This is a genomic window from Streptococcus oralis (genome assembly GCF_023611505.1).
Lineage (GTDB): Bacteria > Bacillota > Bacilli > Lactobacillales > Streptococcaceae > Streptococcus > Streptococcus oralis_CT.
The window spans coordinates 238,519-257,327 of sequence record NZ_CP097843.1; the positions used below are offsets into that span (position 1 = coordinate 238,519).

10 protein-coding genes, 10 tRNA genes, 2 rRNA genes and 1 pseudogene are annotated in these 18,809 nt (G+C 44.6%); 19 read left to right on the forward strand and 4 right to left on the reverse strand.

Annotated features, from left to right (window positions below; translation table 11 throughout):
* The first annotated feature begins 12 nt into the window (after nt 1-12).
* From M9H69_RS01330 to M9H69_RS01385, 12 genes are all read left to right on the forward strand, one after another.
* Nucleotides 13-85, forward strand: a tRNA-Ala gene (locus M9H69_RS01330).
* A gap of 122 nt (nt 86-207) precedes the next feature.
* Nucleotides 208-3,110 (forward strand): 23S ribosomal RNA (locus M9H69_RS01335).
* Between the two features lie 76 nt (nt 3,111-3,186).
* Nucleotides 3,187-3,302 (forward strand): 5S ribosomal RNA (gene rrf, locus M9H69_RS01340).
* A 4-nt stretch (nt 3,303-3,306) separates the two neighbouring features.
* Nucleotides 3,307-3,379 (forward strand) — tRNA-Val (locus M9H69_RS01345).
* Between the two features lie 4 nt (nt 3,380-3,383).
* Nucleotides 3,384-3,456: transfer RNA gene (locus tag M9H69_RS01350), tRNA-Asp, on the forward strand.
* A 24-nt stretch (nt 3,457-3,480) separates the two neighbouring features.
* Nucleotides 3,481-3,553: transfer RNA gene (locus M9H69_RS01355), tRNA-Lys, on the forward strand.
* Between the two features lie 5 nt (nt 3,554-3,558).
* Nucleotides 3,559-3,640: transfer RNA gene (locus tag M9H69_RS01360), tRNA-Leu, on the forward strand.
* Nucleotides 3,641-3,652: 12 nt separating this feature from the next.
* Nucleotides 3,653-3,725: transfer RNA gene (locus M9H69_RS01365), tRNA-Thr, on the forward strand.
* Nucleotides 3,726-3,752: 27 nt separating this feature from the next.
* Nucleotides 3,753-3,824 (forward strand) — tRNA-Gly (locus M9H69_RS01370).
* 7 nt (nt 3,825-3,831) lie between these two features.
* A tRNA-Leu gene (locus M9H69_RS01375) sits at nt 3,832-3,917 on the forward strand.
* An 11-nt stretch (nt 3,918-3,928) separates the two neighbouring features.
* Nucleotides 3,929-4,002, forward strand: a tRNA-Arg gene (locus M9H69_RS01380).
* Between the two features lie 15 nt (nt 4,003-4,017).
* A tRNA-Pro gene (locus M9H69_RS01385) sits at nt 4,018-4,091 on the forward strand.
* Between the two features lie 166 nt (nt 4,092-4,257).
* On the opposite strand, the pseudogene M9H69_RS01390 reads toward M9H69_RS01385, so the two are convergent.
* Nucleotides 4,258-4,746: pseudogene (locus M9H69_RS01390) on the reverse strand (transposase family protein); the annotation flags it as partial.
* Between the two features lie 218 nt (nt 4,747-4,964).
* On the opposite strand from M9H69_RS01390, the gene M9H69_RS01395 reads away from it, so the two are divergent.
* The 7 genes from M9H69_RS01395 (at nt 4,965) to M9H69_RS01425 (ending at nt 15,768) form a co-directional block, all read left to right on the forward strand.
* The gene (locus M9H69_RS01395) at nt 4,965-9,356 is read left to right on the forward strand and encodes a PolC-type DNA polymerase III (RefSeq protein ID WP_250315709.1); all 4,392 of its coding nucleotides are present in this window, start codon (nt 4,965-4,967) and stop codon (nt 9,354-9,356) included.
* 19 nt (nt 9,357-9,375) lie between these two features.
* Nucleotides 9,376-9,528 carry a hypothetical protein gene (locus M9H69_RS01400; protein ID WP_139689540.1) on the forward strand — a complete coding sequence of 51 codons (153 nt, stop codon included), beginning with the start codon at nt 9,376-9,378 and terminating at the stop codon, nt 9,526-9,528.
* 21 nt (nt 9,529-9,549) lie between these two features.
* Entirely contained in the window at nt 9,550-10,791 is a 1,242-nt protein-coding gene (locus tag M9H69_RS01405; RefSeq protein WP_250315710.1) for an aminopeptidase, read from the forward strand.
* A gap of 9 nt (nt 10,792-10,800) precedes the next feature.
* The gene (locus tag M9H69_RS01410; RefSeq protein WP_139689538.1) at nt 10,801-11,031 is read left to right on the forward strand and encodes a GlsB/YeaQ/YmgE family stress response membrane protein; all 231 of its coding nucleotides are present in this window, start codon (nt 10,801-10,803) and stop codon (nt 11,029-11,031) included.
* A gap of 178 nt (nt 11,032-11,209) precedes the next feature.
* Nucleotides 11,210-11,932: a pseudouridine synthase gene (locus tag M9H69_RS01415; RefSeq protein ID WP_250315711.1), complete on the forward strand. Its 723-nt coding sequence runs from the start codon at nt 11,210-11,212 to the stop codon at nt 11,930-11,932.
* Nucleotides 11,933-12,041: 109 nt separating this feature from the next.
* Entirely contained in the window at nt 12,042-13,376 is a 1,335-nt protein-coding gene (gene pepC, locus M9H69_RS01420) for an aminopeptidase C (RefSeq protein WP_250315712.1), read from the forward strand.
* Nucleotides 13,377-13,539: 163 nt separating this feature from the next.
* A complete protein-coding gene (locus tag M9H69_RS01425) occupies nt 13,540-15,768 on the forward strand; it encodes an HAD-IC family P-type ATPase (protein WP_250315713.1) in 2,229 nt (742 codons plus the stop codon).
* Nucleotides 15,769-15,825: 57 nt separating this feature from the next.
* Here M9H69_RS01425 and M9H69_RS01430 read toward each other — a convergent pair whose 3' ends face one another.
* From M9H69_RS01430 to M9H69_RS01440, 3 genes are all read right to left on the reverse strand, one after another.
* Nucleotides 15,826-16,737 carry a PTS system mannose/fructose/sorbose family transporter subunit IID gene (locus M9H69_RS01430; protein ID WP_250315714.1) on the reverse strand — a complete coding sequence of 304 codons (912 nt, stop codon included), beginning with the start codon at nt 16,735-16,737 and terminating at the stop codon, nt 15,826-15,828.
* 14 nt (nt 16,738-16,751) lie between these two features.
* Nucleotides 16,752-17,564 (reverse strand): PTS mannose/fructose/sorbose transporter subunit IIC, encoded by an 813-nt coding sequence (locus M9H69_RS01435; RefSeq protein ID WP_250315715.1) that lies wholly within the window; start codon nt 17,562-17,564, stop codon nt 16,752-16,754.
* A 75-nt stretch (nt 17,565-17,639) separates the two neighbouring features.
* Nucleotides 17,640-18,629 (reverse strand): PTS sugar transporter subunit IIB, encoded by a 990-nt coding sequence (locus M9H69_RS01440; RefSeq protein ID WP_042768291.1) that lies wholly within the window; start codon nt 18,627-18,629, stop codon nt 17,640-17,642.
* Nucleotides 18,630-18,809 lie beyond the last annotated feature (180 nt).

Consider the following 18,809-nt stretch of genomic DNA (forward strand, 5'->3'; position numbering starts at 1 on the left):
GAGAGGTCTTGTGGGGCCTTAGCTCAGCTGGGAGAGCGCCTGCTTTGCACGCAGGAGGTCAGCGGTTCGATCCCGCTAGGCTCCATTGGTGAGGGATCACCAAGTAATGCACATTGAAAATTGAATATCTATATCAAATAGTAACAAGAAAATAAACCGAAACGCTGTAGTATTAAAAGAGTTTATGACTGAAAGGTCAGAAAATAAGGTTAAGTTAATAAGGGCGCACGGTGGATGCCTTGGCACTAGGAGCCGAAGAAGGACGTGACAAACGACGATATGCCTTGGGTAGCTGTAAGTAAGCGATGATCCAGGGATTTCCGAATGGGGGAACCCAACAGGTACTACCTGTTACCCGCATCTGTTAAGGATGTGAGGAGGAAGACGCAGTGAACTGAAACATCTAAGTAGCTGCAGGAAGAGAAAGCAAAAGCGATTGCCTTAGTAGCGGCGAGCGAAACGGCAGGAGGGCAAACCGAAGAGTTTACTCTTCGGGGTTGTAGGACTGCAATGTGGACTCAAAGATTATAGAAGAATGATTTGGGAAGATCAGCCAAAGAGAGTAAGAGCCTCGTATTTAAAATAGTCTTTGCACCTAGCAGTATCCTGAGTACGGCGGGACACGAGAAATCCCGTCGGAATCTGGGAGGACCATCTCCCAACCCTAAATACTCCCTAGTGACCGATAGTGAACCAGTACCGTGAGGGAAAGGTGAAAAGCACCCCGGGAGGGGAGTGAAATAGAACCTGAAACCGTGTGCCTACAACAAGTTCGAGCCCGTTAATGGGTGAGAGCGTGCCTTTTGTAGAATGAACCGGCGAGTTACGATATGATGCGAGGTTAAGTTGAAGAGACGGAGCCGTAGGGAAACCGAGTCTGAATAGGGCGCTTTAGTATCATGTCGTAGACCCGAAACCATGTGACCTACCCATGAGCAGGTTGAAGGTGCGGTAAGACGCACTGGAGGACCGAACCAGGGCACGTTGAAAAGTGCTTGGATGACTTGTGGGTAGCGGAGAAATTCCAAACGAACTTGGAGATAGCTGGTTCTCTCCGAAATAGCTTTAGGGCTAGCGTCGACATAAAGATTCTTGGAGGTAGAGCACTGTTTGGGTGAGGGGTCCATCCCGGATTACCAATCTCAGATAAACTCCGAATGCCAAAGAATTATGGTCGGCAGTCAGACTGCGAGTGCTAAGATCCGTAGTCGAAAGGGAAACAGCCCAGACCACCAGCTAAGGTCCCAAAATAATTGTTAAGTGGAAAAGGATGTGGGGTTGCACAGACAACTAGGATGTTAGCTTAGAAGCAGCTATTCATTCAAAGAGTGCGTAATAGCTCACTAGTCGAGTGACCCTGCGCCGAAAATGTACCGGGGCTAAAACAATTTACCGAAGCTGTGGATACCTTTATAGGTATGGTAGGAGAGCGTTCTATGTGTGGAGAAGGTGTACCGTGAGGAGCGCTGGAACGCATAGAAGTGAGAATGCCGGTATGAGTAGCGAAAGACAGGTGAGAATCCTGTCCACCGTAAGACTAAGGTTTCCAGGGGAAGGCTCGTCCGCCCTGGGTTAGTCGGGACCTAAGGAGAGACCGAAAGGTGTATCCGATGGACAACAGGTTGATATTCCTGTACTAGAGTATGTAGTGATGGAGGGACGCAGTAGGCTAACTAAAGCAGACGAATGGAAGTGTCTGTCTAAGCAGTGAGGTGTGAATTGAGTTAAATGCTTAGTTCTATAACATTGAGCTGTGATGGGGAGCGAAGTTTAGTAGCGAAGTTAGTGACGTCACACTGCCAAGAAAAGCTTCTAGCGTTTAAACATACTCTACCCGTACCGCAAACCGACACAGGTAGTCGAGGCGAGTAGCCTCAGGTGAGCGAGAGAACTCTCGTTAAGGAACTCGGCAAAATGACCCCGTAACTTCGGGAGAAGGGGTGCTGACTTTAGGTCAGCCGCAGTGAATAGGCCCAAGCAACTGTTTATCAAAAACACAGCTCTCTGCTAAATCGTAAGATGATGTATAGGGGGTGACGCCTGCCCGGTGCTGGAAGGTTAAGAGGAGTGCTTAGAGGTAACTCGAAGGTATGAATTGAAGCCCCAGTAAACGGCGGCCGTAACTATAACGGTCCTAAGGTAGCGAAATTCCTTGTCGGGTAAGTTCCGACCCGCACGAAAGGCGTAATGATTTGGGCACTGTCTCAACGAGAGACTCGGTGAAATTTTAGTACCTGTGAAGATGCAGGTTACCCGCGACAGGACGGAAAGACCCCATGGAGCTTTACTGCAGTTTGATATTGAGTGTCTGTACCACATGTACAGGATAGGTAGGAGTCTAAGAGATCGGGACGCCAGTTTCGAAGGAGACGTTGTTGGGATACTACCCTTGTGTTATGGCCACTCTAACCCGGATAGGTGATCCCTATCGGAGACAGTGTCTGACGGGCAGTTTGACTGGGGCGGTCGCCTCCTAAAAGGTAACGGAGGCGCCCAAAGGTTCCCTCAGAATGGTTGGAAATCATTCGCAGAGTGTAAAGGTATAAGGGAGCTTGACTGCGAGAGCAACAACTCGAGCAGGGACGAAAGTCGGGCTTAGTGATCCGGTGGTTCCGTATGGAAGGGCCATCGCTCAACGGATAAAAGCTACCCTGGGGATAACAGGCTTATCTCCCCCAAGAGTTCACATCGACGGGGAGGTTTGGCACCTCGATGTCGGCTCGTCGCATCCTGGGGCTGTAGTCGGTCCCAAGGGTTGGGCTGTTCGCCCATTAAAGCGGCACGCGAGCTGGGTTCAGAACGTCGTGAGACAGTTCGGTCCCTATCCGTCGCGGGCGTAGGAAATTTGAGAGGATCTGCTCCTAGTACGAGAGGACCAGAGTGGACTTACCGCTGGTGTACCAGTTGTCTTGCCAAAGGCATCGCTGGGTAGCTATGTAGGGAAGGGATAAACGCTGAAAGCATCTAAGTGTGAAACCCACCTCAAGATGAGATTTCCCATGATTATATATCAGTAAGAGCCCTGAGAGATGATCAGGTAGATAGGTTAGAAGTGGAAGTGTGGCGACACATGTAGCGGACTAATACTAATAGCTCGAGGACTTATCCAAAGTAGCTGAGGATACGAAGCGTGAGGTTTTCTAATTATTTGATAGATATTCAATTTTGAGTAGGTATTACTCAGAGTTAAGTGACGATAGCCTAGGAGATACACCTGTACCCATGCCGAACACAGCAGTTAAGCCCTAGAACGCCGGAAGTAGTTGGGGGTTGCCCCCTGTGAGATATGGAAGTCGCTTAGCTCGAGGGAGTTTAGCTCAGCTGGGAGAGCATCTGCCTTACAAGCAGAGGGTCAGCGGTTCGATCCCGTTAACTCCCATATAGGTCCCGTAGTGTAGCGGTTATCACGTCGCCCTGTCACGGCGAAGATCGCGGGTTCGATTCCCGTCGGGACCGTTTAAGATAACGGAAGTTATTTTAGACTCGTTAGCTCAGTTGGTAGAGCAATTGACTTTTAATCAATGGGTCACTGGTTCGAGCCCAGTACGGGTCATATTTGCGGGTTTGGCGGAATTGGCAGACGCACCAGATTTAGGATCTGGCGCTTAACGGCGTGGGGGTTCAAGTCCCTTAACCCGCATAATAGAAAGCAGCCGGCTTAGCTCAGTTGGTAGAGCATCTGATTTGTAATCAGAGGGTCGCGTGTTCAAGTCATGTAGCCGGCATTTTTTTATATAGAATAAGAGGTCGATGCGAACGTAGTTCAGTGGTAGAACACCACCTTGCCAAGGTGGGGGTCGCGGGTTCGAATCCCGTCGTTCGCTTAGAGAGGCCGGGGTGGCGGAACTGGCAGACGCACAGGACTTAAAATCCTGCGATTGGTAACGATCGTACCGGTTCGATTCCGGTCCTCGGCATATAATGATGAGCACCCTTAGCTCAACTGGATAGAGTACCTGACTACGAATCAGGCGGTTAGAGGTTCGACTCCTCTAGGGTGCATTTTTTTATTTAACGCGGGAAGTAGCTCAGCTTGGTAGAGTACTTGGTTTGGGACCAAGGTGTCGCAGGTTCGAATCCTGTCTTCCCGATCGATTACGAGGATACTTAAGGGTATCTTTTTTATATGTGTTAAGGAGATTCTGAGAATCTTCTTTTTTGTGGTTCTTTGTCAACTGTAGTGGGTTGAAGTCAGCTAAGATCGAGACAGGACGAATTTCGTCCTTTCTTTTTTGATGTTCGGAGTTATGAAAATCATTTCTTGAAGCTGTATTCATCCCAAGACATGTGGGTTGGAAGAAAAGATAAATCTGTCTTGAATTTGAATTCTTTCAATTTACGAATGACTGTCGAAGTAGAGACAGATAGACTTTCTGTAATAGCTGTCATAGGGACTTTCTCGATTAATTTTTGAGTGATTTTCTGGTTGACGATGGTCGCGATTTGGTGATTTTTCTTGACGAGAGAGGTTTCGACGACCGCTATTTTCGAACACTGATAACACTTAAAACGTCGCTTTCTAAGGAGAATTCTAGTAGGCATACCAGTTGTTTCAAGGTAAGGAATTTTGGAAGGCTTTTGGAAGTCATATTTCTTCATTTGATTTTCGCAATCAGGACAAGATGGGGCGTCGTAGTCCAGTTTAGCGATGATCTCCTTGTGTGTATCTCTATTAACAACATCCATAATTTGGATATTAGATTCTTTGATATCGAGTAGTCTTGTGATAAAATGTAATGGTTCCATATGATTCTTTCTAATGATGGTTTGGTCGCTTTTCATTATAGATCATATGGGACTTTTTTCTACAACAAAATAGGCTCCATAATATCCATAGGGGATTTACCCACTACAAATATTATAGAGCCGAATTTAGGAAAACTAGCAGGGTTTAAGGAATGGTAGTGGCTATATATTTTCTTTAATTATGGTAAAATAGTAAGAGAATAATGTGAGGAAATTGGATGTCAAGTAAGTTTGAAATTTTAATGAATCAAATAGGAGTCTCTGATCAATTGAGACAGGATCCTACACTTGTTAATGCAAGTATTGAGCGTGTTGTGGTTCATAAAATTAGTAAGATTTGGGAATTTCATTTTGTATTTTCTAATATTTTACCGATTGAAATCTTTTTAGAGTTAAAGAAAGGGCTTCGTGAAGAATTTTCTAAGACAGGGAATCAAGCTGTTTTCGAAATCAGGGCTCTCTCTCAAGAATTTTCAAATGAACTCTTGCAGGCCTACTATAAGGAGGCTTTTTCTGAAGGTCCATGTGCTAGCCAAGGGTTTAAGTCTCTTTATCAGAATTTACAAGTTCGTGCAGAGGGAAATCAGCTCTTTATTGAAGGTTCAGAGGTGATTGATAAGGAACACTTTAAGAAAAATCATCTTCCTAATTTAACAAAGCAACTTGAAAAATTTGGTTTTCCAGCTTTTGTCTGCCAAATCGAAAAGAATGATGCTCTTACGCAGGAGCAGGAGGAAGCCTTCCATACGGAGAATGAACAAATCGTTCAAGCTGCCAATGAAGAGGCTTTACGGGCTATGGAGCAACTAGAACAAATGGCTCCTCCTCCAGTAGAAGAGAAATCGGCCTTTGATTTCCAGGCTAAAAAGGCTGCAGCAAAACCAAAATTGGATAAGGCTGAAGTTATCCAGATGATTGATGTGACGACTGAGGAAAATCGTTTGGTCTTTGAAGGGGTCGTTTTTGATGTGGAGCATAAGGTGACCAGAACTGGTCGCGTTTTGATTAACTTTAAAATGACGGACTACACTTCAAGTTTTTCAATGCAAAAATGGGTTAAGAATGAAGAAGAGGCTCAGAAGTTTGACATCATTAAGAAAAATTCCTGGCTTCGTGTTCGTGGGAATGTAGAGATGAATAACTTCACACGCGATTTGACTATGAACGTGCAGGATGTGCAGGAAGTTGTTCACTATGAGCGGAAGGATTTAATGCCAGAAGGTGAGCGTCGGGTTGAGTTTCATGCTCATACTAATATGTCGACCATGGATGCTCTGCCAGAAGTAGAGGAAATCATTGCGACAGCTGCAAAGTGGGGACACAAGGCGGTTGCCATCACGGACCATGGAAACGTTCAGTCTTTCCCACATGGCTACAAGGCAGCTAAGAAAGCTGGAATTCAGCTGATCTATGGAATGGAAGCCAATATCGTTGAAGACCGTGTTCCTATCGTTTACAACGAAGCGGAGATGGACTTGTCAGAAGCAACCTACGTGGTTTTTGACGTGGAAACGACGGGACTTTCAGCCATCTATAATGACTTAATTCAGGTTGCGGCTTCTAAGATGTACAAGGGAAATGTTATTGCTGAATTTGACGAATTTATCAATCCTGGATATCCCTTGTCAGCCTTTACTACCGAGTTGACTGGTATTACAGATGACCATGTCAAAAATGCCAAGCCACTAGAACAAGTTTTGCAAGAATTCCAGAAATTCTGCAAGGATACGGTTCTAGTTGCCCACAATGCTACCTTTGACGTTGGCTTTATGAATGCCAACTATGAGCGTCATGGTCTGCCTAAGATTAGCCAGCCAGTTGTTGATACGCTGGAGTTTGCTAGAAACCTCTATCCTGAGTATAAACGTCATGGTTTAGGACCTTTGACCAAGCGTTTTGGTGTGGCACTGGACCACCACCACATGGCCAACTACGATGCGGAAGCTACTGGTCGTTTGCTCTTTATCTTTATCAAGGATGTAGCAGAAAAACATGGTGTGACTGATCTGGCCAGACTGAATATTGATTTGATTAGTCCAGACTCTTATAAAAAAGCTCGGATCAAGCATGCGACCATCTATGTCAAGAATCAAGTAGGTCTAAAAAATATCTTTAAGCTGGTTTCTTTGTCCAATACCAAGTACTTTGAAGGGGTACCACGGATTCCGAGAACGGTTCTAGATGCTCATCGGGAGGGCTTGATTTTAGGAACAGCTTGCTCTGAAGGTGAAGTTTTTGATGCGGTCGTTTCCAAAGGTGTAGATGCGGCGGTTGAGGTGGCCAAGTATTATGACTTTATCGAGGTTATGCCACCAGCTATTTATGCACCATTGATTGCTAAAGAGCAGGTTAAGGATATGGAGGAACTCCAAACTATTATCAAGAGTTTGATAGAGGTCGGGGACCGTCTTGGCAAACCTGTTCTGGCTACGGGTAATGTGCATTATATCGAACCAGAAGAAGAGATTTACCGTGAAATTATCGTCCGTAGTTTGGGACAGGGGGCTATGATTAACCGAACCATTGGTCACGGTGAGCATGCCCAGCCAGCTCCTCTGCCAAAGGCTCATTTTAGAACAACCAATGAGATGTTAGATGAATTTGCCTTTTTGGGCGAGGAAATGGCTCGTAAACTGGTTATTGAAAACACCAATGCCTTGGCAGAAACCTTTGAGCCTGTTGAGGTGGTTAAGGGTGACTTGTACACGCCTTTCATTGACAAGGCGGAAGAAACAGTTGCTGAGCTGACCTATAAGAAGGCCTTTGAGATTTATGGAAATCCGCTGCCAGATATTGTTGATTTGCGGATTGAAAAAGAATTAACATCCATACTGGGGAATGGATTTGCCGTGATTTATCTAGCATCGCAGATGCTGGTGCAACGTTCCAATGAACGGGGCTACTTGGTTGGTTCTCGTGGGTCTGTTGGGTCCAGTTTTGTTGCGACCATGATTGGGATTACGGAGGTTAATCCACTCTCTCCTCATTATGTTTGTGGTCAGTGTCAGTATAGTGAGTTTATCACGGATGGTTCTTACGGTTCAGGTTTTGATATGCCTAATAAGGACTGTCCAAACTGTGGTCATAAACTTAGCAAAAATGGACAGGATATTCCGTTCGAGACCTTCCTTGGTTTTGATGGAGATAAGGTTCCCGATATTGACTTGAACTTCTCGGGAGAAGACCAGCCTAGCGCCCACTTGGATGTGCGTGATATCTTTGGTGAAGAGTATGCCTTCCGTGCAGGAACGGTTGGTACGGTGGCTGCCAAGACCGCTTATGGATTTGTCAAGGGCTATGAGCGGGACTATGGGAAGTTTTATCGTGATGCAGAGGTAGAACGCCTCGCTCAGGGTGCGGCTGGTGTCAAGCGGACAACAGGACAACACCCGGGGGGAATCGTTGTTATTCCGAACTACATGGACGTTTACGATTTTACGCCTGTCCAGTATCCAGCAGATGATGTGACGGCTGAATGGCAGACCACTCACTTTAACTTCCACGATATCGATGAGAATGTCCTCAAACTCGATGTACTGGGACATGATGATCCAACCATGATTCGGAAACTTCAGGATTTGTCTGGTATTGACCCTAATGAAATCCCTATGGATGATGAAGGTGTGATGGCCCTTTTTTCAGGAACTGAAGTACTTGGGGTGACACCTGAGCAAATCGGAACGCCTACGGGTATGCTGGGAATTCCAGAGTTTGGAACTAACTTCGTTCGTGGCATGGTCGATGAAACTCATCCAACAACCTTTGCGGAGTTGCTTCAGCTCTCAGGTCTGTCCCACGGTACCGATGTCTGGTTGGGAAATGCTCAGGATTTGATTAAGCAAGGGATTGCGGATCTATCAACCGTTATCGGCTGTCGGGACGACATCATGGTTTACCTCATGCATGCTGGTCTTGAACCTAAGATGGCTTTTACTATCATGGAACGGGTACGTAAGGGCATGTGGCTAAAGATTTCCGAAGAGGAGCGAAATGGCTACATCGAGGCTATGAAGGCCAATAAGGTGCCAGAGTGGTATATCGAGTCCTGTGGGAAAATCAAGTACATGTTCCCTAAGGCCCATGCGGCCGCCTACGTTATGATGGCCTTGCGTGTGGCCTACTTCAAGGTTCACCATCCGATTTATTACTACTGTGCTTATTTCTCAATCCGAGCCAAGGCCTTTGATATCAAGACCATGGGTGCGGGCTTGGATGCCATCAAACGTAGAATGGAAGAAATCGCTGAAAAACGGAAGAATAATGAAGCCTCTAATGTGGAGATTGACCTCTATACCACTCTTGAGATTGTCAATGAAATGTGGGAACGTGGCTTTAAGTTTGGCAAGTTAGACCTCTATCGTAGTGATGCGACTGAATTCATCATTGACGGAGACACTCTTATCCCACCATTTGTCGCAATGGATGGTCTGGGAGAGAACGTTGCTAAGCAGTTGGTGCGTGCTCGAAAAGAAGGGGAATTCCTCTCTAAAACTGAGTTGCGCAAGCGTGGCGGACTGTCATCAACCTTGGTTGAAAAGATGGATGAAATGGGGATTCTCGGCAATATGCCAGAGGATAACCAGTTGAGTTTGTTTGATGAGTTTTTCTAAAATATAGAAAGAGGTTTTTATGAAACTTACCATTTCCGCTCAGGATAAGCCAGCGCAAAAGGTGTTTGATTATCAATTGGAACTTGCTGATCAGACAATCCTTCTATCGACAGCGCTCTTGTCTGGTGCCATTGCTTTAGCAGGGTTATTTTCTGCTTTGAAGGAAAAATAACAAAAGAAAAGGAAGAATAGAATGGTTTTACCAAATTTTAAAGAAAATCTAGAAAAATATGCGAAATTGTTGGTTGCAAACGGAATCAACGTGCAACCTGGTCATACTTTAGCACTCTCTATCGATGTGGAGCAACGCGAGTTGGCGCATCTAATCGTTAAAGAAGCATATGCACTTGGTGCGCATGAGGTTATTGTTCAGTGGACTGATGATGTTATCAACCGCGAGAAATTCCTTCACGCGCCGATGGAGCGTTTGGACAATGTACCAGAATACAAGATTGCTGAGATGAACTATCTCTTGGAGAACAAGGCTAGCCGTCTTGGAGTTCGCTCATCTGATCCAGGTGCCTTGAACGGCGTGGATGCTGACAAGCTTTCGGCTTCTGCCAAAGCTATGGGACTTGCCATGAAGCCAATGCGTATCGCAACTCAGTCCAACAAGGTTAGCTGGACAGTGGCTGCCGCTGCTGGACTTGAATGGGCTAAGAAAGTCTTTCCAAATGCTGCGAGCGATGAAGAAGCAGTCGATTTCCTTTGGGACCAAATTTTCAAAACTTGCCGTGTCTACGAAGAAGATCCCGTTAAGGCTTGGGAAGAGCATGCTGCTATCCTCAAGAGCAAGGCAGAAATGCTCAATAAAGAACAATTCTCAGCCCTTCACTACACAGCTCCTGGAACAGACTTGACACTTGGATTGCCGAAAAATCACGTTTGGGAATCAGCTGGAGCTGTCAATGCTCAAGGCGAAGGTTTCTTGCCAAATATGCCGACAGAAGAAGTCTTTACGGCTCCTGACTTCCGTCGCGCGGATGGTTATGTCACTTCTACAAAACCACTTAGCTATAACGGAAATATCATTGAAGGGATTAAAGTAACTTTCAAGGATGGTCAAATCGTTGATATTACAGCTGAAAAAGGCGATCAAGTTATGAAAGATCTTGTCTTTGAAAATGCTGGTGCGCGTGCCTTGGGTGAATGTGCCTTGGTACCAGATCCAAGTCCAATTTCTCAGTCAGGAATTACCTTCTTTAATACCCTTTTCGATGAAAATGCCTCAAACCACTTGGCTATCGGTGCAGCCTATGCAACCAGCGTTGTTGGTGGGGCAGAGATGAGCGAAGAAGAGCTTGAAGCTGCTGGACTGAACCGTTCAGATGTTCACGTGGACTTTATGATTGGTTCGAATCAAATGGATATCGATGGTATCCGTGAGGATGGAACACGCGTACCGCTCTTCCGCAATGGAGACTGGGCAATTTAAGGAGAAGCTATGCTTGGAAGTATGTTTGTTGGTCTCCTAGTGGGACTCTTGGCAGGTGCTTTAACCAATCGTGGAGAGAGCATGGGATGCTTTGGAAAAATGTTTCTCGGCTGGATTGGTGCCTTTTTGGGCCACTTGCTTTTCGGAACTTGGGGTCCAATTATAGCAGGAACGGCCATTATCCCAGCTGTTTTAGGTGCTATGGTTGTCTTAGCTATTTTCTGGAGACGAGGAAGTTAATTTCTTAAATCCGATACTCAATGAAAATCAAAGAGCAAACTAGGAAACTAGCCGCAGGCTGTACTTGAGTACGGCAAGGCGACGTTGACGCGGTTTGAATTTGATTTTTGAAGAGTATGAAACGAAAAGGAGGTTGGTCATTGTACTAGCCTCCTTTTGAGTATGATATAATAGTTCTATGAGATTAGATAAATTTTTAGTTGCATGCGCTGTGGGAAGTCGGACGGAGGTCAAAAACTTGCTCAAGGCTGGACGCGTGACGGTTAATGGCAAGAAAGAAAAGTCAGCTAAACTGAAGATCAATGAAGAAAGAGATGAGATTCGTTTTGACGGTCAAGTGCTGGAGTATGAAGAGTTTGTCTACTACATGATGAACAAGCCCCAAGGAGTCATTTCGGCGACTGAAGATCCCAAGCATAGAACGGTTCTGGACTTGTTGGACGACTATGGACGTGCCAAAGAAGTCTTTCCTGTAGGACGTTTGGATATCGATACGCATGGTCTTTTGCTCTTGACCAATGATGGTCAGCTGGCTCATGCCCTTCTATCGCCCAAGCGTCATGTGGATAAAACTTACTTGGCTCAAGTCAAGGGAATCATGACCCAAGAAGATGTGGAAACATTTGGCAAGGGTATTCCACTTAAGGACTTTACCTGCCAGCCGGCAAAACTGGAGATTTTGTCGGTGGATTCAGATAAGGATGAGAGCCAGGTTCGGGTGACCATTGCTGAAGGGAAGTTTCATCAGGTCAAACGCATGGTAGCCTACTGTGGCAAGGAAGTGGTGGACCTACAACGTTTGACGATGGGAACTTTAGTCTTGGATGAGAACTTAGAACAAGGAGAATGGCGTCGCCTGACCAAGGAGGAGTTAGAGGAGCTCTTTGCTAGTATTGCTTAGTTTGGATTATGTTAGAAAAGGTGAGGAGAATGTCCTTGCCTTTTATGTTTTTCAGTTGCTTCCTTTGTGAAAAGAGTTATAATAGACAGTAGAATAAAAGGAGGAATCTATGAACGCGATTCAAGAATCATTTACGGATAATTTATTTGCTAACTATGAAGCAAATGTAAAATACCAAGCTATCGAAAATGCTGCAAGCCATAACGGAATTTTTGCAGCCCTAGAACGTCGTCAAAGCCATGTTGACAACACACCTGTTTTCTCGCTTGATTTGACCAAGGACAAGGTTACTAACCAAAAAGCCTCTGGTCGTTGCTGGATGTTTGCAGCTCTCAACACCTTCCGCCACAAACTTATCTCTCAATACAAGCTCGAAAACTTTGAACTGTCACAAGCCCACACCTTCTTCTGGGACAAGTATGAGAAATCAAACTGGTTCTTGGAGCAAGTGATTGCGACTGCAGACCAAGAATTGACGAGCCGCAAGGTTAGCTTCCTACTCCAAACACCCCAACAAGACGGCGGTCAGTGGGATATGGTCGTGTCCCTCTTTGAGAAATACGGTGTCGTTCCCAAGTCTATTTATCCTGAGTCTGTTTCATCTAGCAGCAGCCGTGAGCTCAATGCCATCCTTAATAAATTGCTTCGCCAAGATGCCCAAATCTTACGTGACTTGCTCGCTTCTGGTGCAGACCAAGTGACTGTTCAAGCTAAGAAAGAAGACCTCTTGCAAGAAATCTTTAACTTCCTTGCTATGTCACTAGGACTTCCACCACGTAAATTTGACTTTGCTTATCGTGATAAGGATGACAATTACCAAAGTGAAAAAGGAATCACACCACAGGAATTTTACAAGAAATATGTCAATCTTCCTCTAGAAGATTATGTTTCTGTTATCAACGCACCAACTGCTGACAAGCCTTACGGCAAATCTTACACAGTTGAGATGTTGGGGAATGTGGTTGGTAGCCGTGCAGTTCGCTACATCAACGTTCCAATGGAGCGCTTGAAAGAATTGGCGATTGTCCAAATGCAAACAGGAGAAACTGTTTGGTTTGGTTCAGATGTCGGCCAGCTCAGCAACCGCAAAGCTGGAATTCTTGCAACAGATGTTTATGATTTTGAATCAAGCATGGACATTCAACTCACTCAAGACAAAGCTGGACGTTTGGACTACAGCGAAAGCTTGATGACCCACGCCATGGTCTTGACAGGTGTGGACTTGGACGAAAATGGTAAGTCAACCAAGTGGAAGGTTGAAAACTCATGGGGAGACAAGGTCGGTACAGATGGTTACTTCGTCGCCTCAGACGCTTGGATGGATGAATACACCTATCAAATCGTTGTCCGTAAAGAATTGCTGACAGCAGAAGAACAAGCTGCCTATGAAGCAGAACCAATCGTACTTGCACCATGGGATCCAATGGGTGCCTTGGCAGAATAAAGCTATAGAAAAGAGGTTAGGGGAATCCTAGCCTCTTTTTAAGTTCTTCTTAAAGTGGGGATAGATGATGCTTGACAAGTAAGTCTTTCTTAGTTTGAGTCTTTAAGTGACAGAGGAAAGGATATGTGTTATTATAGTAGTACAAAAGGATATCGGAGTAGAAATGAAGTATTTAAGTAGCCAAGACATCAAGGATCGTCAACGAAATATCAGTGACATTAAACCTTATAAAACAACCAAGGAAATCGTCGTTTCAAATATCTTTACCTTCTTTAATGCCATGAACTTGGCTCTGGCAGTTCTGGTAGCCACAACCTTGCGATTTGAAAATATGCTCTTTTTAGGTGTGATTGCTATCAATACAGCCATCGGGATTTTCCAAGAAGTGCGTTCAAAAAATGCCTTAGAAAAGCTAAGTTTGCTTGGTAAAAGTAAGTACAAGGTCAATCGAGATGGTCAAACGATTGAGATTGATCCAGAGGACATCGTTCTGGGTGAGTACCTGTATCTCAATCTGGGTGATCAGGTGCCTGTCGATGCAGAAGTGCTTGAAGGAAATATTGAAGTGGATGAGTCTTTGCTGACTGGTGAGAGTGATTCGGTCTTTAAAACGGTTGGTGACCAGCTGATGAGCGGAAGCAATGTCGTCAGCGGTACTTGTCTGGTTACGGCAACGGCGGTCGGACCCGATAGTTATATCAACAAACTCGCAAAATCCAGCAAGGAATTCAAAAAATACCCTTCTCAACTACGCGATTACATGGATAAGATTTTAAAAATCGTCTCGATCTTGCTGGTGCCAGTTGCCATTCTGCTCTATGTCAGAGGTTTTAGTCTAGGACGGTCTTATGTTGAAATTGTCTTGGGAAGTTCAGGTGCCTTGGTCGGCATGATTCCAGAGGGCTTGATTCTCTTGGTTAGCGTCTCCCTAGCGGTAGCAGCCATGAAGTTGGCTAAAAAGAAGGTTCTGGTGCAGGAACTATACTGTGTAGAGACCTTGGCGCGTGTAGATGTTCTTTGTTTTGATAAGACAGGAACCATCACGACTGGTAGTATGAAGGTCCAAGAAATAGATGATAAGCTAGCGGAGAAACTATCTTCTTATCTAGCTTATTTTGAGGATGAAAATGCAACCTCGCGAGCTCTGAAGACTTACTTAACCTGTGAGAAAAAGTGGGAAGTTCAAGAAGTCGGTGCCTTTTCAAGTAAAAACAAGTATTCCTTTGTCCAAGTAAAAGAGGGTGGGACCTATTTCTTCGGTGCTTATGAATTTCTAGGCTTTACCCAGCCGATGGATGCCTACTATGAGCATCTGAAACAGCAAGGTTTTCGAATCTTGACACTTGCCCATAGTAAGGACCACATCATGAGTCCAGCCAATATGGAACTACTAGGGCACGTCGTTTTGTCAGATGAGATTAAGGACAATACCAAGGAAACCTTTGACTATTTCGAATCTCAAGGTGTTGAAGTGAAGATTATCAGTGGTGATAATCATGTGGCTGTATATGGGGTGGCTCGTAAGGCAGGTTTTAAGGAAGAAGCCCGTGCGATTGATATGACCAAGGTGAGTGAACAAGATTTTGAAAGAGTGGTCTTGGAACACGAAATATTTGGTCGTGTGACACCTGAACAGAAGCAAAAGATGGTATCTATTTTGCAAAATGCTGGTAAAACAGTTGCAATGAGCGGTGACGGGGTCAATGATGTTCTGGCTCTCAAGAAAGCAGATATCAGTTTTGCTATGAATGGTGCTACTAGCGCAGCCAAAAGTGTATCCAATATTATTTTTTTGACCGATGACTTTGCGGTATTTTATGATATCTTGATGGAAGGTCGCCGGGTCATCAATAACATCCAAAAGGTAGCCTCTCTCTTTCTAACAAAAACCTTCTTCTCCATCGTTTTTGCCATTTTGAGTGTGGTATTTGGTTTGGAATTCGCCTTTATCCCCATTCAGTTTACAATCATTTCAGCCATTACGATTGGGATTCCATCCTTCTTCCTAACTTTTGAGTCCAATAAAGAAAAGGTCAGCACACATTTTATGCGAGATATTTTGACCAATGCTGCGATTGGTGGTGGCATTCTAGTCGCTAGTGTTCTCCTGACGAACTTCTTTATCACTGTCCCAGGTCAGGTCAAATTTATTTGCTTCCTCCTTGCTTTGGTCAATGGTTTGTGTCTAGTTGCTAAGGTCAGTCTGCCATTTAATCGATACAAGTTGCTCTTGCTCACGTTTTTGAGCCTTGCAGCCCTTGTTGGAGTGCTTGTCAATACCTTTATCCTGCAAGGAGCGTATGTGCCTTTAGAAACCACCCAAGTCGTCTATGTAGCCATCCTAGCAGTGGTGATTGGAGGCTTGCATTATCTGACTAGAAGAAAAAATTGATACACAAAAAGAATCAGGTTTATTACCTGATTCTTTTTTATTTATATTCTCGATGGTTTACATGATACCGAAGTAACGAGCTGCGATACCAACTGCAAAGAGGGCAAGGATGATTGTGATCGGAGATACTTTTTTCTTAAGCAACCACATGCAAAGGAAAGTAAGGAGAAGTCCCATCAATCCTGGAATCAATGAGTCCAACTGACCTTGAAGTGTTTGTGGTTGAACGCTATCTAGGCTCATACCACTAAGCGCTTGACCAAGAATACCCTTCAATTCGCCACCTGTAACAGCACCTTCTGGGAAGTTGATGTAGGCACCTTCTGACAATTGTTTACCTGGAAGGTTGATAGTGAAGTTGATGGATACCCAACGTTGTACAAGAACGGCAAGGATAAACATACCAAGGATAGAAGCTCCTTTAGTGATGTCTTTCAAGATACCACCTGACATGTCTTTAGTGATTTCAGATCCAGCCTTGTAACCAAACTCTTGTGTGTACCAAAGGAAAGACATACGGATTGCATTCCATCCAAAGAAGAAGAGAAGTGGTCCAACGATGTTACCAGTTGCAGCAAGTGAAGCACCAAGGGCACCAAGGATCGGACGAACTGTAAACCAGAAGACTGGGTCACCGATACCAGCAAGAGGTCCCATCATACCGATTTTAACACCTTGGATAGCAGCGTCATCGATGTCAGTACCGTTAGCGCGTTCTTCTTCAAGTGCAAGAGTAACCCCCATGATTGGAGCAGCTACGTATGGGTGAGTGTTGAAGAACTCAAGGTGACGCTCAAGAGCAGCAGCTTGGTCTTCTTTTTTAGTGTAAAGTTTCTTGATAGCTGGGATCAAAGAGTAAGCCCAACCCAAGTTTTGCATACGTTCGTAGTTCCAAGAACCTTGAAGGAATTGTGAACGCCACCAAACTTTTTGGCGATCTGATTTTGATAATTGAATTTTTTCAGCCATGATTGTTCCCCTTTCTAGTAGTCTTCTAGGATATCACCGATTGGATCGTTAGAAGTTGCAGCTCCTCCGCCACCGTTTCCACCTTGTTTAGAAAGGTTGAGGTAGATGAAGGCAAGGGCAACACCGATGACACCAAGGGCAATCAAAGTCAATTGAGAGATTGCTGCAAGAGCAAAACCGATAGCGAAGAATGGCCATACTTCACGAGTCGCCATCATATTGATAACCAAAGCGTAACCAACGGCAACGACCATGGCACCACCAACAGCCATACCACCGTTCAACCAGTCTGGCATCAAACCAAGAGCGTCTTGAACAGCAGAAGCAGGGATAGCAATAAGGAAGGCTGCAGGGATTGCGATACGAAGACCTTGAAGAACAAGAGCAAAGTAGTGAGCGCGTTCAACGGCAGCAAAGTTTGCGTCTTTAGCAGCAGCATCAGCTGAGTGAACCAAGACAACTGAGATTGTACGAACAATCATTGTCAAGAAAAGTCCAGCTACGGCAATAGGGATAGCTGTTGCAGTTGCAACAGCGATACCTTCAGTAGTAAAGTTTCCACCTTTGATCAAGATGATTGCTGCAGCAACAGATGCAAGAGCAGCGTCAGGAGCTACGGCAGCTCCGATGTTTGCCCAACCAAGGGCGATCATTTGAAGAGATCCACCAAGCATAACACCTGCTTCGAGGTTACCAGTTGCAAGTCCGATAAGGGTACATGCGACGATTGGTTGATGGAATTGGAATTGGTCGAGGATACCTTCAAGACCTGCAAGGAAGGCAACAACTACAACCAAGATAGCAGAAATGATTGAAATATCTGACATGGTTTTATTCCTTTTCTATTTAGTTTTAATAAAGTATTTAATCCTGTTTTCAAAAATGATCGAAACAGATTAACATTATTGAACGTTTGCTTTCTTAATCAAGTCAAACAAATCTTTTTTCGTGTCGTTTGGTACTTTACGTACGTCAAATTCAACACCGAGGTCACGCATTTTTTCAAAGGTTGCAACGTCTTCTTTGTCCATAGACAAAACGTTGTTAATCATTGTTTTACCTGTTGAGTGAGCCATAGAACCAACGTTAAGGGTCTTGATTGGCACGCCACCTTCGATAGCACGAAGTGCATCTTGAGGTGTTTCAAACAAGATAAGGGCATGAGTTTCGCCGAAACGTGGGTCTTTTGCAACGTCGATCAATTTCTGGATTGGGACAACGTTAGCTTTTACTCCGTTTGGAGCTGCTTGTTTGATCAATTCTTTACGCAAATCGTCGTTTGCAACGTTGTCTGAAGCAACGATGATACGATCTGCTTTTGAATCTGGAGTCCAAGCAGTGGCAACCTGACCGTGAAGGAGACGAGTGTCTAGACGAGCAAGGTTGATTTTCAGTTTACCGTCACCGATAACTGTTCCTTCTGGAATAGCAGCTTGTGCAACTGGAGCAGCTGCAGCACTTGCAACTTCCTCAACTGGGTTAAGCTCTTCTGGAAGAGCCTTGATGCCATCTTTGGCTTCTTTAATGATATTCGCAGCGACTTTATCCACACCTGCATTCGCGTCCATAAGGCGCTCTGTGTAGGCTTGGATCAACATCGGCAAGTTCAGTCCTGTGATGATGGCAAACTTACGTTCTGGATTTTCTCCCATCACGCGGCTAGCTTGGTTGAATGGAGAACCACTCCAAAGGTCAGCCAATACTAGAACCTCATCTTCTGCGTCAAATGCAGCCACAGCGTTGTTGAATTTAGCGTAAAGGTCATCTGGACCTTCATTTGGCATAAAGGTTACAACTTGAACCTTTTCTTGTTCACCAAAGATCATAGATCCTGACTGATGAATACCCGCAGCAAATTCGCCGTGGCTCGCAATAATGATTCCGATACTCATTATTGTCATTCCTCCTTATAAAATGTTTGACTGTATGTTTAAGAAAACTTTAAGCCTAACTTTAAGTATAAACCGTTTTCATATAAAAATCAACTACTTTTTCTAAAAAGATGTAAAAGTTTTCATAGAATGACTTTTTAAAAATATTAATATATCAATGATTTTGAGAAATAAATGAAA

What these genes read in the sequence shown, in the direction of transcription:
- M9H69_RS01395 (WP_250315709.1), top strand. Translation starts at nt 4,965, where the DNA reads ATGTCAAGTAAGTTTGAAATTTTAATGAATCAAATAGGAGTCTCTGAT.
- M9H69_RS01400 (WP_139689540.1), top strand. Translation starts at nt 9,376, where the DNA reads ATGAAACTTACCATTTCCGCTCAGGATAAGCCAGCGCAAAAGGTGTTT.
- M9H69_RS01405 (WP_250315710.1), top strand. Translation starts at nt 9,550, where the DNA reads ATGGTTTTACCAAATTTTAAAGAAAATCTAGAAAAATATGCGAAATTG.
- M9H69_RS01410 (WP_139689538.1), top strand. Translation starts at nt 10,801, where the DNA reads ATGCTTGGAAGTATGTTTGTTGGTCTCCTAGTGGGACTCTTGGCAGGT.
- M9H69_RS01415 (WP_250315711.1), top strand. Translation starts at nt 11,210, where the DNA reads ATGAGATTAGATAAATTTTTAGTTGCATGCGCTGTGGGAAGTCGGACG.
- pepC (WP_250315712.1), top strand. Translation starts at nt 12,042, where the DNA reads ATGAACGCGATTCAAGAATCATTTACGGATAATTTATTTGCTAACTAT.
- M9H69_RS01425 (WP_250315713.1), top strand. Translation starts at nt 13,540, where the DNA reads ATGAAGTATTTAAGTAGCCAAGACATCAAGGATCGTCAACGAAATATC.
- M9H69_RS01430 (WP_250315714.1), bottom strand. Translation starts at nt 16,737, where the DNA reads ATGGCTGAAAAAATTCAATTATCAAAATCAGATCGCCAAAAAGTTTGG.
- M9H69_RS01435 (WP_250315715.1), bottom strand. Translation starts at nt 17,564, where the DNA reads ATGTCAGATATTTCAATCATTTCTGCTATCTTGGTTGTAGTTGTTGCC.
- M9H69_RS01440 (WP_042768291.1), bottom strand. Translation starts at nt 18,629, where the DNA reads ATGAGTATCGGAATCATTATTGCGAGCCACGGCGAATTTGCTGCGGGT.